Genomic DNA, 17,968 nt, shown 5'->3' on the forward strand with positions numbered 1-17,968 from the left:
CTAACACAATTATTTCGCAAATGGCTGTATCCCATTCCATTAAACGCTGCCTCATGTGTGAGGTAAATTATTTGCAGTAGTAATGGCTGTTATTAACAGATCGAAATTCCAGCGATGCTTGCTGCGGGCTACACCTACGCTATACCGAATCCCATTAATAAACAAAGCTGGGGTAGCTGTTACTCCGCTGTGGGTGCCACTTTCGATATCTTGATTGATACGCTCAAGATGCAAATGCTTACACATATCTTGCAGAAATTGGGAGATATCAAGTCCTAAATCATTGGCATACTCTACTAAATAACCATCTGCTAACTGTTGTTGATGAATAAACAAAATGTCATGTATTTGCCAAAACTGACCTTGAACAGCAGCCGCTTCTGCCGCTTCTGCCGCACGTAGAGCTTGAGAATGAATTTGTATCTGCGGAAAATGGCGGAAAATACAGCACAAATAATCCTCTCCCAAAGAAATACTCAGTTGTCGTCCAATGACTTTCAGCAACCGATAAACATCCGCACTTTCTTGACATTGATAATCTCCATACATCACCAGTACCACAGCGGCACTTAACATCCCCTGTTTATGATCCTGGGTTGAAGGTGGGACAAATAATAAACGGTGTTTACGGTCATTGTTCACTGGAACCTCCCAGGGGAAGTATGCTTACCGCAAGTGATACCAATTGCCTAAAATTTGACAACAGATTCAAATCCCAAAACCTAGATTCTGTAGAAGTTTCTTAATTTTGAATTTTGAATTGGTATGATGCCTACGGTGGGCTACGCCTACATCCCTCTCTGTGCTATCTGTGTACAGCAAACTTGAATCTTGCAACCCGATTGCTATCTGTGTTTGCATGAATTTAATATATGCAATCGGCTGGGGTTTGTCGTCCACTCACAGTTGGTACTTTTATTTAGTCGAGTGGACGATCACTTAACCCATCTCACAATGGAAGACTAACTCCAACTAAAGTTGGAATTCAACAAAATGCCTCAATTTAATCTTCAATCATCTGGGGGATTTTTAGGCAGAATAGCCGGATAAGGCTAAATCGTGGTCGGTACTAGTGGATACTGGCAGCCATGCTTCAATTTCCTTTGCCATTTTCGCGGCATTGTTCCGGTAAGAGGCGATCGCATCCTTTCCGAGGGGCAAATGAAGCGGCGAATTTTTTGCATTAGCTAGTTGAATAATCACCTGGGCAAGCTTTTTCGGATCGCCGGGCTGATGCCCGTGGAGAGCATCGACACGCCTACGCATCAGTCCTACCGTTTCCTGGTAATCGGCGATGATGGTTTCGGCGGCCGTATATGATTCAGTGCTTAAGAAGTCGGTCGTAAAAAGACCAGGAGCCACTACCGTAACGTGGATTCCTAAAGGTGCCAGTTCGATTGCTAGCCCTTTGGAGAGGCCTTCGACAGCAAATTTGGTAGACCCGTATAATCCCCAACCCGGAATAGCATCGTAGCCGAACAGAGATGAGATATTGATGACCCGCCCGGACTTTTGCTGGCGCAGGTAGGGTAACACTGCACGAGTCACGTTCAGTAAGCCAAATACGTTGGTATCATACTGTTTGCGGACTTCGGCATCCGAGGCTTCTTCAATGGCGGTAAGCATTCCAAACCCAGCATTATTGACTAAAACATCGAGCCGACCGAAACGGGCAACGCCTTGCTTTACAGCTGCTTGTACTTGGTCTTCCTCTGTGACATCCATCTGCACAATGCACATATCTGGGTGGTTGTGCAAGGCTACGGCTAGTTGTTCAGGCTGACTGCGAACCGTCGCCACCACTTGATCGCCCGATGCCAGAGCTGCTTTGGCAATTTCCAACCCGAACCCTTTGGAAGCTCCGGTAACAAACCATACTTTTTGCATTTTCGTCTCCTGTGTTGGTTTTAGGTGTTATCTGGTGTACTGGCTTTAGCAAGAAAGGCAGAGGGCAGGAGGCAGAAGGCAGAAGGGAATTCTGATTCCTGCCCTCTGCCTTCTTCACAACACTCAAGCTCTTTGAGTGACAACGCACTTTAATCATTTGCAGCCTCTTTAGCTGGCGGACAGGGGCGCTCCGACGATCCAAGTGTCGTGCTGAGATGCCAGATCCGTCCAACCTTCGGGCGGTGTTTGACCTATTTGGGGAAAAAATTCGTCAATATCGCCGGGTACGAAGGTAAAGAGCAACCGAGCATATCCCGGCCCGAGGTTCACCCATCCATGCACGCTGTTACGGGGCACAACAACCGATGTTCCAGTCCCGACCTCGAACTCTTCGCCCGCGCAGTGAAAGCGAAATCTGCCTTCAAGTACTTCAAATATCTCCTCTCTTTGTTCGTGATAGTGGAGTGGCGGGCCTACGAACGGCGGGACACGCGCTTCGATGATGGTGAAAGCCCCGCCGACATCTCTGCTGTGTACGCGGATAGTCATTTGCTCACCAGGCATTGTATCGAACCAATTGAGGTCTTCGCCCCGGCTGACAATTGCAACTTTGTTTTTACTCAATTCGGTACTCATCGTTTTACCTCCTATAACTATGGGATTGAGGATCAAAGCACTTCATTACTTGCAGCGATAATAGCTGCCATCAACTCTGTTTATAATCCTGAGTTGAAGGTGGAACAAATAATCAACGGTGTTTACGGTCATTGTTTACTGTTACCTCCGAGAGGAAGTATGTTTACCGCAAGTGATATCTGCGGTGGACTATGCCTACATTCCTCTCTGTCCTATCTGTATTCAGCAAACTTGAATCTTGCAACTGGATTGCTATCTGTGTTTGCATGAATTTAATATATGCAATTGACTCTGGTTTGTCGTCCACTCACAGTTGGCACTTTTATTTAGTCGAGTGGACGATCGCTTAACCCATCTCACAATGGAAGACTAACTCCAACTAAAGTTGGAATCGAAAGTTAACCGAAAGCACAGCCTACAAACTAACAATCCCGCGTTTGACCGCAATAATCACGGCTTGAGTGCGATCGCTCACGCCTAATTTACTGAGAATGCGATTGACATGAGATTTAACTGTACTTTCTCCAATAGTTAGAGCAGTTGCAATTTCTAAATTACTCATACCCTGTGCCATTAAACGGAGTACATCTAGCTCTCGTTCGCTCAGTTCTGGGTTACTCATGCGCTGCACCAGCTTTGCCCCCACTTCCGGCGGAATGTACTGCTGACCGCGATTAACCATGCGAATGGCATTAAGAAGTTCGTTGGGTTTTGCATCCTTGAGCAGATAGCCTTTCGCACCTGCCTGTAATCCGCGATAGATATCTTCATCGCCATCATAAGTAGTTAGCACCACAATTCGGGCAGGTTTAAATTGGGCACAAATTGCAGTAATGGCTTCAACTCCTCCCATCTGCGGCATTCGCAAATCCATCAGTGTGATATCTGGTTGATGTTCGCGAAAGCAAGCGATCGCCTGTTGTCCATCTTCTGCTTGAGCAATTACCGTCATTTCTGGATCGCGGTTAATGATGGTTGCCAATCCTTGTCTGACAATGGAGTGATCGTCAACAATTAAAACGCGAATTGTATTGGATTGGCCGATCATGGTTCTTACCTTCGATTAACAATGACAATAATTTCTGTTCCTTGCCCTAGTTGGCTCTCAATTCTCAATTGCGCTCCAATTCGCTCTGCCCGTTCGCTCATTCCCAACAATCCGAATCCGCCAACAGAAGGAATGCTACCTACGCCAAAGCCTTGTCCATTGTCTTTTATGCACAAACTACATTGTGCATCTGCATACACTAACTCAAGGCGAATTTCGTCAGCTTTTGCATATTTAATTGCATTTGTCAATGCTTCTTGCCCAATTCGTAGTAAGTTATTCTCCACTTCGGCGGGTAAAGGATAGGCTGTACCCTGAATTTCGTAAATCAAATCAGTATCATCGGTAGCAGATCTCATTTGCGTCACAAGGCGATTGAGGGCGCTAGATAAATCGCCTTCCTCTAACAACTGAGGGCGGAGTGCTGTAACTGAGCGACGAGCTTCACTCAGCCCGATTCTTGCTAATTCATCGATCATGTCCAGATGTGCCTGCGTTGCTTCTAAATCATCCGTTAGCACTTGGGTTGCTGCACCAACTTGAACCAAAATACCTGTAAACGCTTGAGCCAGCGTATCATGAATTTCGCGTGCCATGCGGTTGCGTTCTTCTAAAATCGAGGCTTCTTCGGCACGTTTGAGTTCACGTAGTGCAGCGTTTCGCTGTTCGCTGATGTCTGTGTGTAGAGAATAAAATCCTACAACTTGGGCATTGCCATCGAAATGGGGTATCAAGGTAGAAGTGATATACTTTTTACCGGATGGCAAGGGCATTTCTAGTTCCAGGGTTGCAGTTTGTCCTGCTAACGCTTGATTGATATACGGTTCAACAATTTGATAAGTCATGTCTCCCACGAGTTCACGAACTGACTTGCCCAAAATCTCTTCTCGACTACAGTCAAGCCACACCTCATAGGTGCGGTTGATAAATCGATGACGTTGATTGGCATCCAAATAACTGATACAAGCGGGGAGAGCGTCTGTGATCAGTCGTAATTCCTGTTCTCGTAAGCGAAGCTCGTCGTAGACATCGCGCAATTCGGCTTCGCTTTTCTGTAAAGCTGCCGTTCGTTCTGCAACCTGTTGCTCTAAGGTTCGGTTGTAATTGGCTAATAGGTGTTCTGCTTGTTTTCGCTCAGTAATATCTTGAAAGGCGGCGATCGCGTAAGTCACATTGCCCTGTTCGTCAAATATTGGAGTTCCCCATGCCTCAATGGGAATTGTGGCGTTGTTGTGGTGAATTTCTATATCATCAACTCTAGTACATTCGCCCCTTAACGCGCGGATAAGTGGCATTCTCTCAGTTGGATATTTTTGATCTGTTCCAGCCAGATAAGTTTGATAAACCTCTGCAAGTTGATTGAGTGTCAGAGAAGGATCGATATCTTTAGCCAATAGCTGAGTTGCTTGCTGGTTGAAGTAATAAGGGCAACCCGATGTATCTACAACTGCAACACCGACTGGAATTGCTTCTAGAAATTGAGTCATCTTACTTTCGCTCTCACGCAGCTTTGAGTAGAGCCTAGCATTTTCGATAGCAATGGCTGCTTGGGTTGATAGTAGATGTAAGACTTGCGAACGAGTCGGTGTAAATGCTCCAGTTGCTAATTGATTTTCTAAATACAATACACCGACAAGTTTATTTTGATTTAATAGCGGTAAACACAAAAGTGATTGAGTTTGGTTCTGCTGAATATATGGCTCGTTGGTGAAATTACCTTCACGAGTTGCATCATTTAAAATGATAGATTCATGAGTCCGAATCACATACTGGATAATTGATTCCGGCAGGTAATTTTTAGTTGGGAGCGATTGCAGCACTTGCGTAGCACAAACACTTTCAGCATCCGCTAGTTCACAAGAAGCTTCAATCAGCCATTCTCCGGAGTTTTCCAAAATCAAAAACCCTGTTTGTGCGCCAGCATTCTCAATTAAAATCTGCATTAAGGAACGGAGCAGGCGTTCGAGTTCAATTTCACTCGAAATCGCTTGTGACGCTTTCATCACCGTTGCTAAATCGAGAGCAACATCTGAGCGATTAGAGGTGTTTCCTGAAGTAGTGCGGATTGACGTACCAGCTCTAACTGACGGCTGAGGAAATAGCTGTGGATACCGAGTTTCTAAATCGTTTACTTTTGCAGTGGCTCCCCATCGCTCATAACAGTAGTGAGCCTCTTTCATGTAGGTTTGGGCAATCTTTGATCTACCACGTTCTAGATAAAACTTAGCGGCTAACTCATAGGCTAATGCCTCTTCTTGGATAAATTCGTTTTCAGAAGCAGCAGATATGGCTTGTTCATAAAACTCCTCAGCTTCAAGAACTTGCCCTAAAACTCGCGCTTTTTCTGCTTCGACTAGATAAAATTTGTGTAAATAATTCATTGGGGCATGATCCGCCCACTTTTGCATCTTTTCTTGGTTGATATTAACGCGATTTAGCCAAGTTTCTTTTTGCGATTCCGCAGCATGAGTCAATCCACTCAAATGTGCCAGAGAATCATAGAAATGGAATAGAGGTACAGCTATTAATGCTGTTACCCCATCTAAATACTGTTCTGCCTTAATTGCATTCTGTACAGCTTGATGGTACTCACCAAATAGATAGCATAATATAAGTTTATTCAAATACAAGTAGTGAATTTCCGGTCTATCATTGGCTTGAATAGCAGATGGGAGCGATCGCTCTTCATTGTATGCACAACCAATTAAACGACTGGGATTTTCAGAACTATCTAGCAAGTTAAGGACTGTTTGCCACAATATTGCAGTCCAATTCAAGGGATTTTCTCGTCTGATTTGGCTGATAGCCTGACTGTAGGTTGTTATTTTGTGTTCCAGTTCTGTAAGTTCCTGACCTACAAAATATGAGTGGCAACACACGTTATATGCAGCATAACCAGCAAATTCAAAGTCTCCAGTTTCCACACCGTTTTGATAAGCATCAATCAGAATTGGTAGTGTTTCTTTAATATGTTCTTTCCAGTGGATTACATGAGTACCTAATACTTCCAATGCCTGAGTATTCTCTTTCTTGGCATTTAACTTTTCCATCAAACTCAAACTCAATTTTCCGAATTGATAGCCAAGTTCAATGTCTTGAACTACTCCACACAAAATTAGTCCGTAAGCAGCATAGCTAAGTGGCGAACAGGTAGCATTACCATATTTGATTGATAAATTTACCATTTTGCATACAATTAACGCCATCAAATTTGGTGACACCATAAAAGCAGCAGCAACAACACTCGATAAGATAGATATTGCTGCCAGTGGTTCTGGTGCTGTCATTTTCGGCAAACTAATAAAGTCTTTGATTTCCCGGTCAGCTAATAATGAAGCAGTTTCTTCTAATCCTCTTTGAACATCCAACTGACTGGGAGTTTCGACTATGTTTACTCCCAATAACCCCAGTACTTCCAGTCCAATTTTAAGTGCTTCTTGAGGATTGCCCTGTGACAAACAAGCTTGAATTTTGCTATCGTAAACTTTCACTTTGTCAATCACTGTCTTAGCACAGTTTAGTACCACTCCCACTAATTGCTCTATCTCGCCGAAGTGACCACTGAGGTACGCCGCTGTTGCTGCTTCTGAGTACAAAGCTAGAGTTAGGTTATACTCTTTCTCCCAACTCTCTGCACTCAGAAATTTCAGTCCCATATTGAAATAATTGAGAGCAGCTTCGTAGGCTGTTGCTGCCTTTGCTTTTTGACCTGCGCTTAAATTTAAGCTAGCAATTTTATTGCGTTCGGGTTGATCTGTAACCAGCTCAATTCCTTGATTCAAATTATCAACAATTTCAAACAGCCTATCTGTTATCTGCTCTAGGGAATTATTTTCCAGCAGCTGACGACCTATTTGTAAATGAACAACTTGTTTGTGCGCCTCATCAATTAAAGCGTATGCTGCTTGCTGAACGCGATCGTGCAAGAACTTATATTTTTGAACTAACAAGTTCTCATCTAATTCAGAAAGAGGTTGAATTAATCCAGCTTGGATTGCTACTAGTAAATCTTGGAAAACTATTTTAGATGATTTCTCACAAATAATCGATAACGTATCTAAATCAAATTCAGCACCAACGCAAGCTGCTAACTGGAGAATGTGGCGTGTATCATCTGGTAGTTTTTCTAACTTATTCAACAGCAACTCTACAACATTATCGGTAATGTTTTGAGCTTGAATCTGAGCAATATCCCACTGCCAACATAAGTTTTTCGCATCAAAGGTTAGCAGATTTTCGCTATACAGCATTTGCAAAAATTCACCGACAAAAAAAGGATTGCCTTCGGTTTTACACAGCACTAACTGAGCTAAGGCAGTAACATTGTCTGTATTTTGATGCAGCGTTTCGGCAATCAACTGGTTCAACGGCTCCAGCGTTAAGGGTGTCAGAATTATCTCCCCAATCACTGCGCCTTGTTTTCGCAATTGCTCCAAAGTTAATATCAGTGGATGGGTTGGATTTACTTCATTGTTTCGATAAGCTCCAATTAAAAACAGAAATTGGGTTTGCTCATCCAGCAACAACAACTCAATTAACTTCAGTGTTGCTGAGTCTATCCATTGCAAATCATCTAAAAAAATTACAAGCGGGTGTTCCTTTGAACAAAACACCCGCACAAACTTTTGAAAAATGCGATTAAAGCGGTTTTGAGCTTCAATTGCTCCAACTTTTGGTACGGGCGGCTGCTTGCCAATAATCAGTTCAACTTCTGGAATGATATCAATAATGATTTGTCCATTGCTTCCCAAAGCGGTCAATAGTTGCGATCGCCACTGTTGAAGTTGCTCATCCGGTTCACCCAGCAGTTGTTGCACCAATTTTTGCAGAGCATCTGCGATCGCACTGTAGGGAATATTACGCTGAAATTGATCGAATTTACCCCAGATAAAATAGCCGCGCTTTGCGGTGATTGGTTTATAAAGTTCCTGCACTAATGCTGATTTCCCAATTCCCGCATAGCCAGAAACCAGCATCATTTCGACTTTGAAGGTTTGATTATCTGTTAGTTTCTGTTCTGAAGTTTGTTGTACAAGGTTTTCTGAAGCAACGCGACTGTCCTTCCCTGCGGGAGGCTGCGCCAACGGACACGCTACGCGCTCAAAAGCCGCTAGTAACATTGCAACTTCCTGATCCCGTCCATAAAGTTTTTGGGGAATTTGAAACTGATCCCAAACATCTAATAGACCCAGTTGAATGCTATTAATTTGCCCGATTTTTTTTAATTGGTCAGCACAAATTTCTAAATCTGCTTTGATACCCCAAGCACTCTGATAGCGATCCTCCGCATTCTTTGCCATTAGTTTCAAAACGATATCTGAAACTGCTTTGGGAATCGTTGCCTTCAGTTCGTGAGGCGGAACAGGTGATTTGGCAAGATGACAATGGACAAGTTCAAGAATGTCTGTTGTGACAAACGGTAACTGTCCAGTGAGCAGTTCGTAGAAGGTTACACCAAGGGAGTAAAAATCAGTACGATAATCAAGCAAACGGTTCATGCGTCCGGTTTGCTCTGGAGATAGATATGCAAGAGTGCCTTCTAGAACATGAGGGTTTTTGAAGGTTGGATTGGTGCGGTTAAATCGAGTAGCAATTCCGAAATCAACAAATTTAACGACTCCAGTATCTAGATTGAAGACAATATTGCTAGGGTTGATATCTTTATGAATGACACCAGCAGCGTGAATTCTGCCCAGAATACCTGTGAGTTTAATGGCAAGGGATAGAAAAGCTGATAAGGGCATAGGGCAGAATTCTGAACGCTGCTGTATCCATCGTTCCAGAGACTCTCCACCGAAATCTTCTAAAAGAATAATGAGTGTGCGCTGATATTCCTGCTGACTATATGCCTTGATCGCGCCTTCTAAGTTAAGCGATCGCGTAATTTCATATTCCTGCCTGTAGCGGGTGAGTTCCGATGCCGTAGGATAGTCCTGTTTGAGAACTTTGAGAATAACAGGCGTGCGATCTGATAGCTTGATGCCACGATACACCACAGAATTATTGCTGGAATATATCTGAGCATCAACCGCAACGTCAGGTAGCGCAATCATTCTTATCACCTTGTCAAAGCATAGAAAGAACCGCAAACCCAAATAGAATTAATGCTTATTATTCAAGTTCTACTTTGAGAAGTCAATTTACCTATTATGTATTGTTATGGCTTCCGCAGGGTATCAAAAATCGGATAAATTATCCAATTTTGTAGACTGGGTGGGTTAAAAACCCCGTTTTTGCCTATGGGCGGGCTTTTTGTCCTACCCCACAATTAATAGTAATGACATACTTTATAGATTTTCCCACTCACCTACTTCATTGTTTCGGCTCACAATGCCATTGTTTTGGCTCACAATGCCATTGTTTCGGCTTACAATGCCATTGTTTCGGCTCACAATGCCATTGTTTCGGCTCACAATGCCATTGTTTCGACTTACAATGCCATTGTTTCGACTTACAATGCCATTGTTCCGGCTTACAATGCGATTGTTCCGGCTTACAATGCGATTGTTCCGGCTTACAATGCCTAGCCCACGTTTCTTGAACCTTGTTTTATCTCAAAATCTCACTTACTGTTAGTTTTATTGTTCTAATGGGCACATTAAAACTATCCCTTACACCACTATGCATATATGCCTGCCCAAGATCAAACACGCCGTTTGCCCTCTGATTCAATTAGTCAAGATATAACCTCATTACACGGTTTGCAAACCGTCAGCACATACAACACAACCCGTACTGATGCCTCTGTTGAAAACTTACAGCAAGCTTATCAGGCTATGTTGGCGCAGCAACAAGCCGAAACCGAGAAATTAACTTTATACCGTGCTGCTGCCGATGCTGCGCGATTAGCAGAATGGGAATTTCACAATGCTGTATTAGCCATGAAAGAAGTAATACGCGGACAATATGGCTCAGATAGCGATCAAGCCCAAGCGGTTGGACTAAAGAAAAAATCAGATCGCAAGCGTCCCAGTCGTAAAAAGTCAGTTGCGATCGCGTAACCGCTTGCCCGAAGCGATGGTCTCCGACCGACCGGAGGTCATCGCAATTTAATCAACAAATAAAACAGACGCGGTAAATCTATCTACAGTCCTAGTTCACTGCGTCTTTTTGGTAACAACAAACTCTACAAGTAGTCTGTCAAGGCAACAATGCTCGGTGAGACACTTCTTAAATATCTCTTCTTTTCTCTGACTCTGTGCCCTCTGCGCCTCTGTGGTTCGTTCTTTACCCTTCAAACTTCGCGGGAGTACTAGGCGCTGCACGAACCCAATAGCAAACTTCTTGTCTGCTCCCCTCCCCCTTCAGCTAGATATCGCCAATGCAGTTGATCAAACCCTCCTGCGTTGCCCCTTGAGAAATTTTAATTTCCCTCGTTATCATTAAAGTTAGTAAGCATTATGAGTGTAAACCGGAATATTGACTAAAAGGTAAACTTAATTATTATCTCTACAACCAAAATACTATTTTGGTTATTAACGCTAAACAAACTAACCTCGCTAAAAGTTTTACATAACTGGCTGTAAAACTGATTGGCCTCAGTGATAAGCCGGGTTTAAACTCAGCTTCACGAACCTCTGTGCTATGTACAGCAACTACCGGGGACATTCAGCAGTTAAATAATGACGTACTCCAAGCTAATCAGATTACCTAAGATTTGTTGCTATCACGAGTACCAGAAAACCTAAAAGCAGTTAAAATCAACTTTCTGCTTTGAGAAAACCTTCTTTAAACACCAAAACCCAGGAAATTCTTTAGAGATAAGGCTATGGCAACCGAACAGTTAACTAGAGACAGCGACAATCTAGATTTAAATCAGCTACTAAGAACGCTGAATGCTGTTAAACAGGGTGACTTCTCTGCTCGGATGCCCATAGACCATACTGGTGTAGCGGGTAAAATAGCTGATACGCTCAATGATATTATTCACCAGAATGAGCGGATGGCAGCAGAACTACAACGGATTGGTAACGTTGTCGGCAAAGAAGGCAAAATTGCTGAACGCGCCTCTCTCGGAGATGTTCATGGTTCTTGGTCACATTGCGTTAATTCTGTCAATACTCTCATTACAGATTTAGTTCAACCAACAGCTGAAACTACTCGGGTAATTCGGTCAGTCGCCAATGGTGACTTATCGCAAACGATCGCAACAGAAATTGATGGCAGACCCCTCCAAGGTGAGTTTCTGCAAACTGCTAATATTGTCAACACGATGGTAGATCGGCTCGGTTCCTTTGCATCGGAAGTAACGCGGGTGGCGCGTGAGGTGGGAACCGAAGGGAAGTTGGGCGTTCAAGCCGAAGTGCAAGGTGTTGCTGGCACTTGGAAAGATTTGACTGATAACGTTAACTTGATGGCGGGAAATCTCACCGGACAAGTTCGCAACATTGCCGAAGTTGCAACTGCGATCGCAAATGGTGACTTATCCAAAAAAATCACTGTTGATGTCAAAGGCGAAATTCTGGAGTTGAAAAACACCGTCAACACGATGGTGGATCAGCTTAATTCCTTTGCATCGGAAGTAACGCGAGTGGCGCGTGAGGTGGGAACTGAAGGTAAATTGGGCGTGCAAGCCGAAGTTAAGGGTGTAGCAGGTACTTGGAAAGATTTAACCGACAACGTTAACTTGATGGCAGGGAATTTGACAGCCCAAGTCCGTAACATTGCAGAAGTGACCACGGCGGTAGCGAATGGCGACCTTTCCAAGAAAATTACTGTTGATGTCAAAGGCGAAATTTTAGAGTTGAAAAACACCGTCAACATCATGGTGGATCAACTTAATTCCTTTGCATCGGAAGTCACAAGAGTTGCCCGTGAAGTGGGTGCAGAAGGTAAATTAGGCGGTCAAGCAGAAGTTCGCGGGGTAGCGGGTACGTGGAAAGACCTTACCGACAGCGTAAACTTTATGGCGGGAAGCTTGACGGCACAGGTGCGGAATATTGCCGAAGTAACTACGGCGGTTGCAAATGGCGACTTATCGAAGAAAATCACTGTGGATGTGAAAGGCGAAATTCTGGAGTTGAAAAACACCATCAACACGATGGTGGATCAACTGAATTCCTTTGCATCGGAAGTAACGCGGGTTGCGCGTGAGGTGGGAACTGAAGGGAAGTTGGGCGTACAAGCAGAAGTCCGGGGAGTAGCAGGGACTTGGAAAGATTTAACTGACAACGTTAACTTAATGGCGGGTAATCTCACCGGACAGGTGCGAAATATTGCCGAAGTTGCAACTGCGATCGCAAATGGCGATCTATCTAAAAAAATCACCGTCGATGTTAGAGGTGAAATTTTTGAACTCAAGAATACCATCAATATCATGGTGGATCAACTTAGTTCTTTTGCATCGGAAGTAACAAGGGTTGCCCGTGAGGTAGGCAGTGAAGGTAAATTAGGTGTGCAAGCCGATGTGCGCGGTGTCGCTGGCACTTGGAAAGATTTAACCGACAGCGTGAACTTCATGGCGGGAAGTTTAACGGCACAGGTGCGAAATATCGCGGAAGTAACTACGGCGGTTGCAACAGGCGACTTATCCAAGAAAATCACTGTCGATGTCAAAGGTGAAATTCTGGAGTTGAAAAATACCATCAACACAATGGTAGATCAACTTAACTCCTTTGCATCAGAAGTCACCAGGGTTGCCCGTGAAGTAGGCAGTGAAGGTAAACTGGGCGTGCAAGCAGAAGTTAAAGGAGTTGCTGGCACTTGGAAAGATTTAACTGACAGCGTGAATTTCATGGCGGGAAGCTTAACGGCACAGGTGCGGAATATTGCCGAAGTGACTACCGCCGTTGCAACAGGCGACCTTTCTAAGAAAATCACCGTCGATGTCAAAGGTGAAATTCTGGAGTTGAAAAATACCATTAATACAATGGTGGATCAACTCAGTTCCTTTGCCAGTGAAGTAACGCGGGTAGCGCGTGAGGTGGGAACTGAAGGTAAATTGGGTGTACAAGCAGAAGTCAAAGACGTTGCGGGTACTTGGAAAGATTTAACCGACAGCGTGAACTTCATGGCGGGAAGCTTAACAGCACAGGTGCGGAACATTGCCGAAGTTACAACTGCGATCGCTAATGGTGACTTATCTAAGAAAATTACTGTTGCTGTCAAAGGCGAAATTCTGGAACTCAAGAATACCATCAATATAATGGTGGATCAACTCAACTCCTTTGCATCGGAAGTGACGCGGGTTGCCCGTGAGGTAGGAAGCGAGGGTAAACTGGGTGTACAAGCAGATGTGCGCGGTGTGGCTGGCACTTGGAAAGATTTAACCGACAGCGTGAACTTCATGGCAGGAAGCTTAACGGCACAGGTGCGAAACATTGCCGCCGTCACCACAGCCGTAGCTAATGGCGACTTATCTAAGAAAATCTCCGTTGATGTTAAAGGTGAAATTTTAGAGTTGAAAAACACCGTCAACACAATGGTGGATCAACTCAACTCCTTTGCAAGTGAAGTGACGCGGGTGGCGCGGGAGGTGGGAACAGAAGGGAAGTTGGGCGTACAAGCGGAAGTTAAAGGTGTAGCCGGAACTTGGAAAGACTTAACCGACAGCGTAAACTTCATGGCGGGAAGTTTGACGGCGCAAGTGCGAAACATTGCCGAAGTGACGACAGCCGTCGCAAACGGCGACCTTTCCAAGAAAATCACCGTTGATGTTAAAGGTGAAATTCAGGAACTTAAAAACACCATCAACACAATGGTGGATCAGCTAAATTCCTTTGCATCGGAAGTTACAAGGGTTGCCCGTGAAGTGGGAACGGAAGGAAAATTAGGCGTGCAAGCTTACGTCAGAGGAGTAGCAGGCACTTGGAAAGATTTGACGGACAACGTTAACTCAATGGCGGGGAACCTCACCGGACAAGTTCGCAACATCGCGGAAGTTACCAAGGCGGTAGCTAATGGCGACTTATCGAAGAAAATTACCGTCGATGCCAGAGGCGAAATTTTGGACTTGAAGAACACCACCAACACAATGGTGGATCAACTCAGTTCCTTTGCAAGTGAAGTAACGCGGGTGGCGCGGGAAGTGGGAACTGAAGGAAAGTTAGGCGGACAAGCGCAAGTCCAAGGTGTTGCAGGGACTTGGAAAGATTTAACAGATAACGTTAACTCGATGGCGGGGAACTTAACGGCACAAGTGCGCGGTATCGCCAGAGTTGTAACGGCAGTTGCTAACGGTGACTTGAAACGGAAACTAATGCTAGATGCTAAGGGAGAAATTGAAACCTTGGCAGAAACAATCAACGAGATGATTGATACCCTAGCGACGTTTGCCAATCAGGTAACCACAGTAGCGCGGGAAGTGGGAATTGAAGGGAAGTTAGGCGGACAAGCTAGAGTCCCTGGGGCGGCTGGAACTTGGAAAGATTTGACGGATAATGTGAACGAACTCGCTGCTACACTGACAACTCAGTTGCGAGCGATCGCAGAAGTTGCTACAGCTGTAACTAAGGGCGATTTAACTCGTTCAATTGCCGTCGAAGCACTAGGCGAAGTTGCAATACTCAAAGACAACATCAACCAGATGATTGCCAATCTGCGGGAGACAACGCAGAAAAATACTGAGCAAGATTGGTTGAAAACTAACCTAGCCAAGTTTACCCGAATGCTGCAAGGGCAGCGAGACTTAGAAACTGTATCTAAACTAATTCTCTCAGAACTAGCACCCTTAGTAGGAGCGCAACACGGCGTATTCTTCCTGATGGACTCAGCAGAAAATACAGCGTATTTGAAACTAATTAGTAGCTACGCTTACCGCGAACGCAGACATCTGGCTAACCGCTTCCACTTGGGTGAAGGTTTGGTGGGACAATGCGCTTTAGAAAAAGAGCGAATTCTATTGACCGACGTACCAAGTGATTATGTCAGAATTACCTCTGGTTTAGGAGAAGCGGCTCCACTTAATGCCGTGGTGTTACCTGTACTCTTTGAAGGACAGGTGACAGCGGTGATTGAATTAGCATCCTTCCGTCGCTTTAGCGAAATTCATCTGACATTCTTCGACCAACTTACCGAAAGTATAGCGATCGTCCTCAACACGATCGCAGCATCCATGCGAACCGAAGAACTCCTCAAGCAGTCGCAATCTTTGGCTGAAGAACTCCAAACCCAGCAAAATGAACTCCGGGAAACCAACAAGCGCTTAGAACAACAAGCCCAATCACTCAAAACCTCAGAAGACTTACTCAAAGGACAACAAGAGGAACTGCAACAAACTAACGCTGAGTTAGAAGAAAAGGCAGAGTTGTTAGCGATGCAAAAGAAAGAAGTCGAGCGCAAAAATCGGGAAATCGAACAAGCAAGAATGTCTTTGGAAGACAAAGCTGAACAACTCGCCCTTTCTTCAAAATATAAGTCTGAGTTTCTCGCCAATATGTCCCATGAACTGCGGACACCGTTGAACAGCTTGTTAATTTTGGCGAAGTTGTTGGCAGATAACATTGATCACAACCTCACTGCCAAGCAAGTCGAATACAGCCAGACAATTTACTCAGCAGGTACTGATTTGTTGGCGTTAATTAATGACATTCTGGATCTCGCTAAAATTGAATCTGGAACTATGTCGATTGACATGACCCAAATGCCATTATCAGAGTTGGGCGACCAGATTGAGCGTACCTTCCGGCAAATAGCTCAGAACAAAGGACTTGCCTTCGCAATTGAATTTACTCCCGAATTGCCAAACAGCATCTATACAGATGTCAAACGCTTACAACAGGTGTTGAAAAATCTGCTCTCCAACGCTTTTAAATTTACAGAGCAAGGGGAAGTCCGCTTGCGGATTGCGCTAGCGAAGCAAGGATGGAGCAATGACCAGGAAACTTTGAATCGCGCCCAAAATGTCATCGCCTTCTCAGTCAGCGATACAGGCATTGGCATTGCCCCCGACAAGCAAAAAGTTATTTTTGAGGCATTTCAGCAAGCCGATGGCTCTACCAGTCGGAGATACGGTGGTACTGGATTGGGCTTATCAATTAGCCGCGAAATCGCTCGTCTCTTTGGTGGCGAAATTAAACTGGTCAGTCAACCAGGTCAAGGTAGCACCTTTACGTTCTTTTTCCCACAATTGATTCCTGACTCTACATCGACACTCCCCACTCCTAGTTCAGCACAGCCGCGATTAATTGCGTCTGTACCTACTTCCCACTCCCCACTCCTAAATGACGATCGCGCTGCTATTGAAAGAGGCGATCGCGTGTTACTAATTGTCGAGGATGACATTAATTTTGCGCGTATCCTTTTAGATATGGCGCAACAGCAAGGATTCAAGGTGATCACAGCCCAAACAGGCAGTACAGGTTTGATGTTAGCGCAGCAATTCCAGCCTTCAGCCGTTCTGCTAGATATCAGGTTGCCAGAAATGGATGGTTGGACGGTGTTGGATCGTCTGAAACATGACCCAAATACCCGTCACATTCCTGTACATATTATGACAGTTGAGGAAGGGAGACAACGCGGTTTGCAACTAGGTGCGATCGCATATCTGCAAAAGCCCTTAACCAGTGAAACAATATCGGAGGCGTTGGCCAAAATTAAAGGTTTTGTTGAGCGCCAGGTGAAAAACTTGTTAGTAGTCGAAGACGACGACACTCAACGGCTTAGTATTGTCGAGTTGATTGGCAACAGCGATGTTGCTACTACTGCTGTAGGCACAGGTACAGCTGCTCTAGAAGCCATCCGCTCACAGCATTTTGATTGCCTCGTTCTCGATTTAGGGCTACCCGACATGACCGGGTTTGAACTGATCGAGCAGATAAAGCTTCTACCTCACGGCAGAAATTTACCAATCATTGTCTACACAGGTAGAGAAATTAGCAAAGCTCAAGAAACGGAACTCAGACGGATTGCTGAAACAATCATCATTAAAGATGTGCGATCACCCGAACGTCTCCTTGATGAAACAGCATTATTTCTACACCGAGTCCAAGCAAATTTACCTGCACCCAAACGACAAATACTTGAACAACTGCATTCCATAGACTACTTACTGTCTGGCAAAAAAGCGCTAATTGTAGACGACGATGTGCGTAATATTTTCGCACTCACAAGTATGCTGGAGCGTTATCAAATACAAGTGTTATATGCTGAAAACGGCAGGGAGGGGATTACCCTGTTGGAAACTACACCAGATATTGATGTCGTTTTGATGGACGTAATGATGCCAGAAATGGATGGTTACGAAACAACACGCCAGATTCGCCAAAACGAGCAATTTAAATCTTTGCCGATTATTGCGCTGACCGCTAAAGCCATGCAAGGCGATCGCGAGAAGTGCATTGAAGCTGGTGCATCTGATTACATCACCAAACCTGTAGATACCGAACAACTGCTGTCACTCTTGCGTGTTTGGCTATACCGATGAAGGAGGCAGGGAGCAGGGGGCAGGGGGAATAAGAG

At 44.6% G+C, this 17,968-nt stretch carries 8 protein-coding genes; 3 read left to right on the forward strand and 5 right to left on the reverse strand.

The genetic code is table 11. The features are described from left to right. Window positions 1–51: 51 nt before the first annotated feature. The 5 genes from F8R90_RS29525 to F8R90_RS29545 form a co-directional block, all read right to left on the reverse strand. Entirely contained in the window at window positions 52–642 is a 591-nt protein-coding gene (locus F8R90_RS29525) for a DsbA family protein (protein WP_196513600.1), read from the reverse strand. 387 nt (window positions 643–1,029) lie between these two features. Then, the gene (locus F8R90_RS29530; protein ID WP_196513601.1) at window positions 1,030–1,887 is read right to left on the reverse strand and encodes an oxidoreductase; all 858 of its coding nucleotides are present in this window, start codon (window positions 1,885–1,887) and stop codon (window positions 1,030–1,032) included. 168 nt (window positions 1,888–2,055) lie between these two features. Next, window positions 2,056–2,523, reverse strand: a complete 468-nt coding sequence (locus F8R90_RS29535) for a cupin domain-containing protein (protein WP_196513602.1) — start codon at window positions 2,521–2,523, stop codon at window positions 2,056–2,058. 415 nt (window positions 2,524–2,938) lie between these two features. Further along, complete coding sequence (locus F8R90_RS29540; protein WP_196513610.1) at window positions 2,939–3,568, reverse strand: response regulator; 630 nt, start codon at window positions 3,566–3,568, stop codon at window positions 2,939–2,941. Window positions 3,569–3,576: 8 nt separating this feature from the next. Then, window positions 3,577–9,624: an AAA family ATPase gene (locus tag F8R90_RS29545; protein ID WP_196513603.1), complete on the reverse strand. Its 6,048-nt coding sequence runs from the start codon at window positions 9,622–9,624 to the stop codon at window positions 3,577–3,579. Window positions 9,625–9,912: 288 nt separating this feature from the next. On the opposite strand from F8R90_RS29545, the gene F8R90_RS29550 reads away from it, so the two are divergent. The 3 genes from F8R90_RS29550 (at window position 9,913) to F8R90_RS29560 (ending at window position 17,933) form a co-directional block, all read left to right on the forward strand. Next, a complete protein-coding gene (locus F8R90_RS29550) occupies window positions 9,913–10,098 on the forward strand; it encodes a hypothetical protein (RefSeq protein ID WP_196513604.1) in 186 nt (61 codons plus the stop codon). Window positions 10,099–10,200: 102 nt separating this feature from the next. Further along, entirely contained in the window at window positions 10,201–10,572 is a 372-nt protein-coding gene (locus F8R90_RS29555; RefSeq protein ID WP_196513605.1) for a hypothetical protein, read from the forward strand. Between the two features lie 767 nt (window positions 10,573–11,339). Continuing rightward, window positions 11,340–17,933 carry a HAMP domain-containing protein gene (locus F8R90_RS29560; protein ID WP_196513606.1) on the forward strand — a complete coding sequence of 2,198 codons (6,594 nt, stop codon included), beginning with the start codon at window positions 11,340–11,342 and terminating at the stop codon, window positions 17,931–17,933. The last annotated feature ends 35 nt before the right edge of the window (window positions 17,934–17,968 follow it).

It is taken from the genome of Nostoc sp. NZL, assembly GCF_015714705.1.
Taxonomy (GTDB): domain Bacteria; phylum Cyanobacteriota; class Cyanobacteriia; order Cyanobacteriales; family Nostocaceae; genus Nostoc; species Nostoc foliaceum_A.

Bases quoted from the DNA above. Each gene is read 5' to 3' on its own strand.
- F8R90_RS29535 (WP_196513602.1), bottom strand. From the start codon at position 2,523: ATGAGTACCGAATTGAGTAAAAACAAAGTTGCAATTGTCAGCCGGGGC.
- F8R90_RS29555 (WP_196513605.1), top strand. From the start codon at position 10,201: ATGCCTGCCCAAGATCAAACACGCCGTTTGCCCTCTGATTCAATTAGT.
- F8R90_RS29530 (WP_196513601.1), bottom strand. From the start codon at position 1,887: ATGCAAAAAGTATGGTTTGTTACCGGAGCTTCCAAAGGGTTCGGGTTG.
- F8R90_RS29560 (WP_196513606.1), top strand. From the start codon at position 11,340: ATGGCAACCGAACAGTTAACTAGAGACAGCGACAATCTAGATTTAAAT.
- F8R90_RS29545 (WP_196513603.1), bottom strand. From the start codon at position 9,624: ATGATTGCGCTACCTGACGTTGCGGTTGATGCTCAGATATATTCCAGC.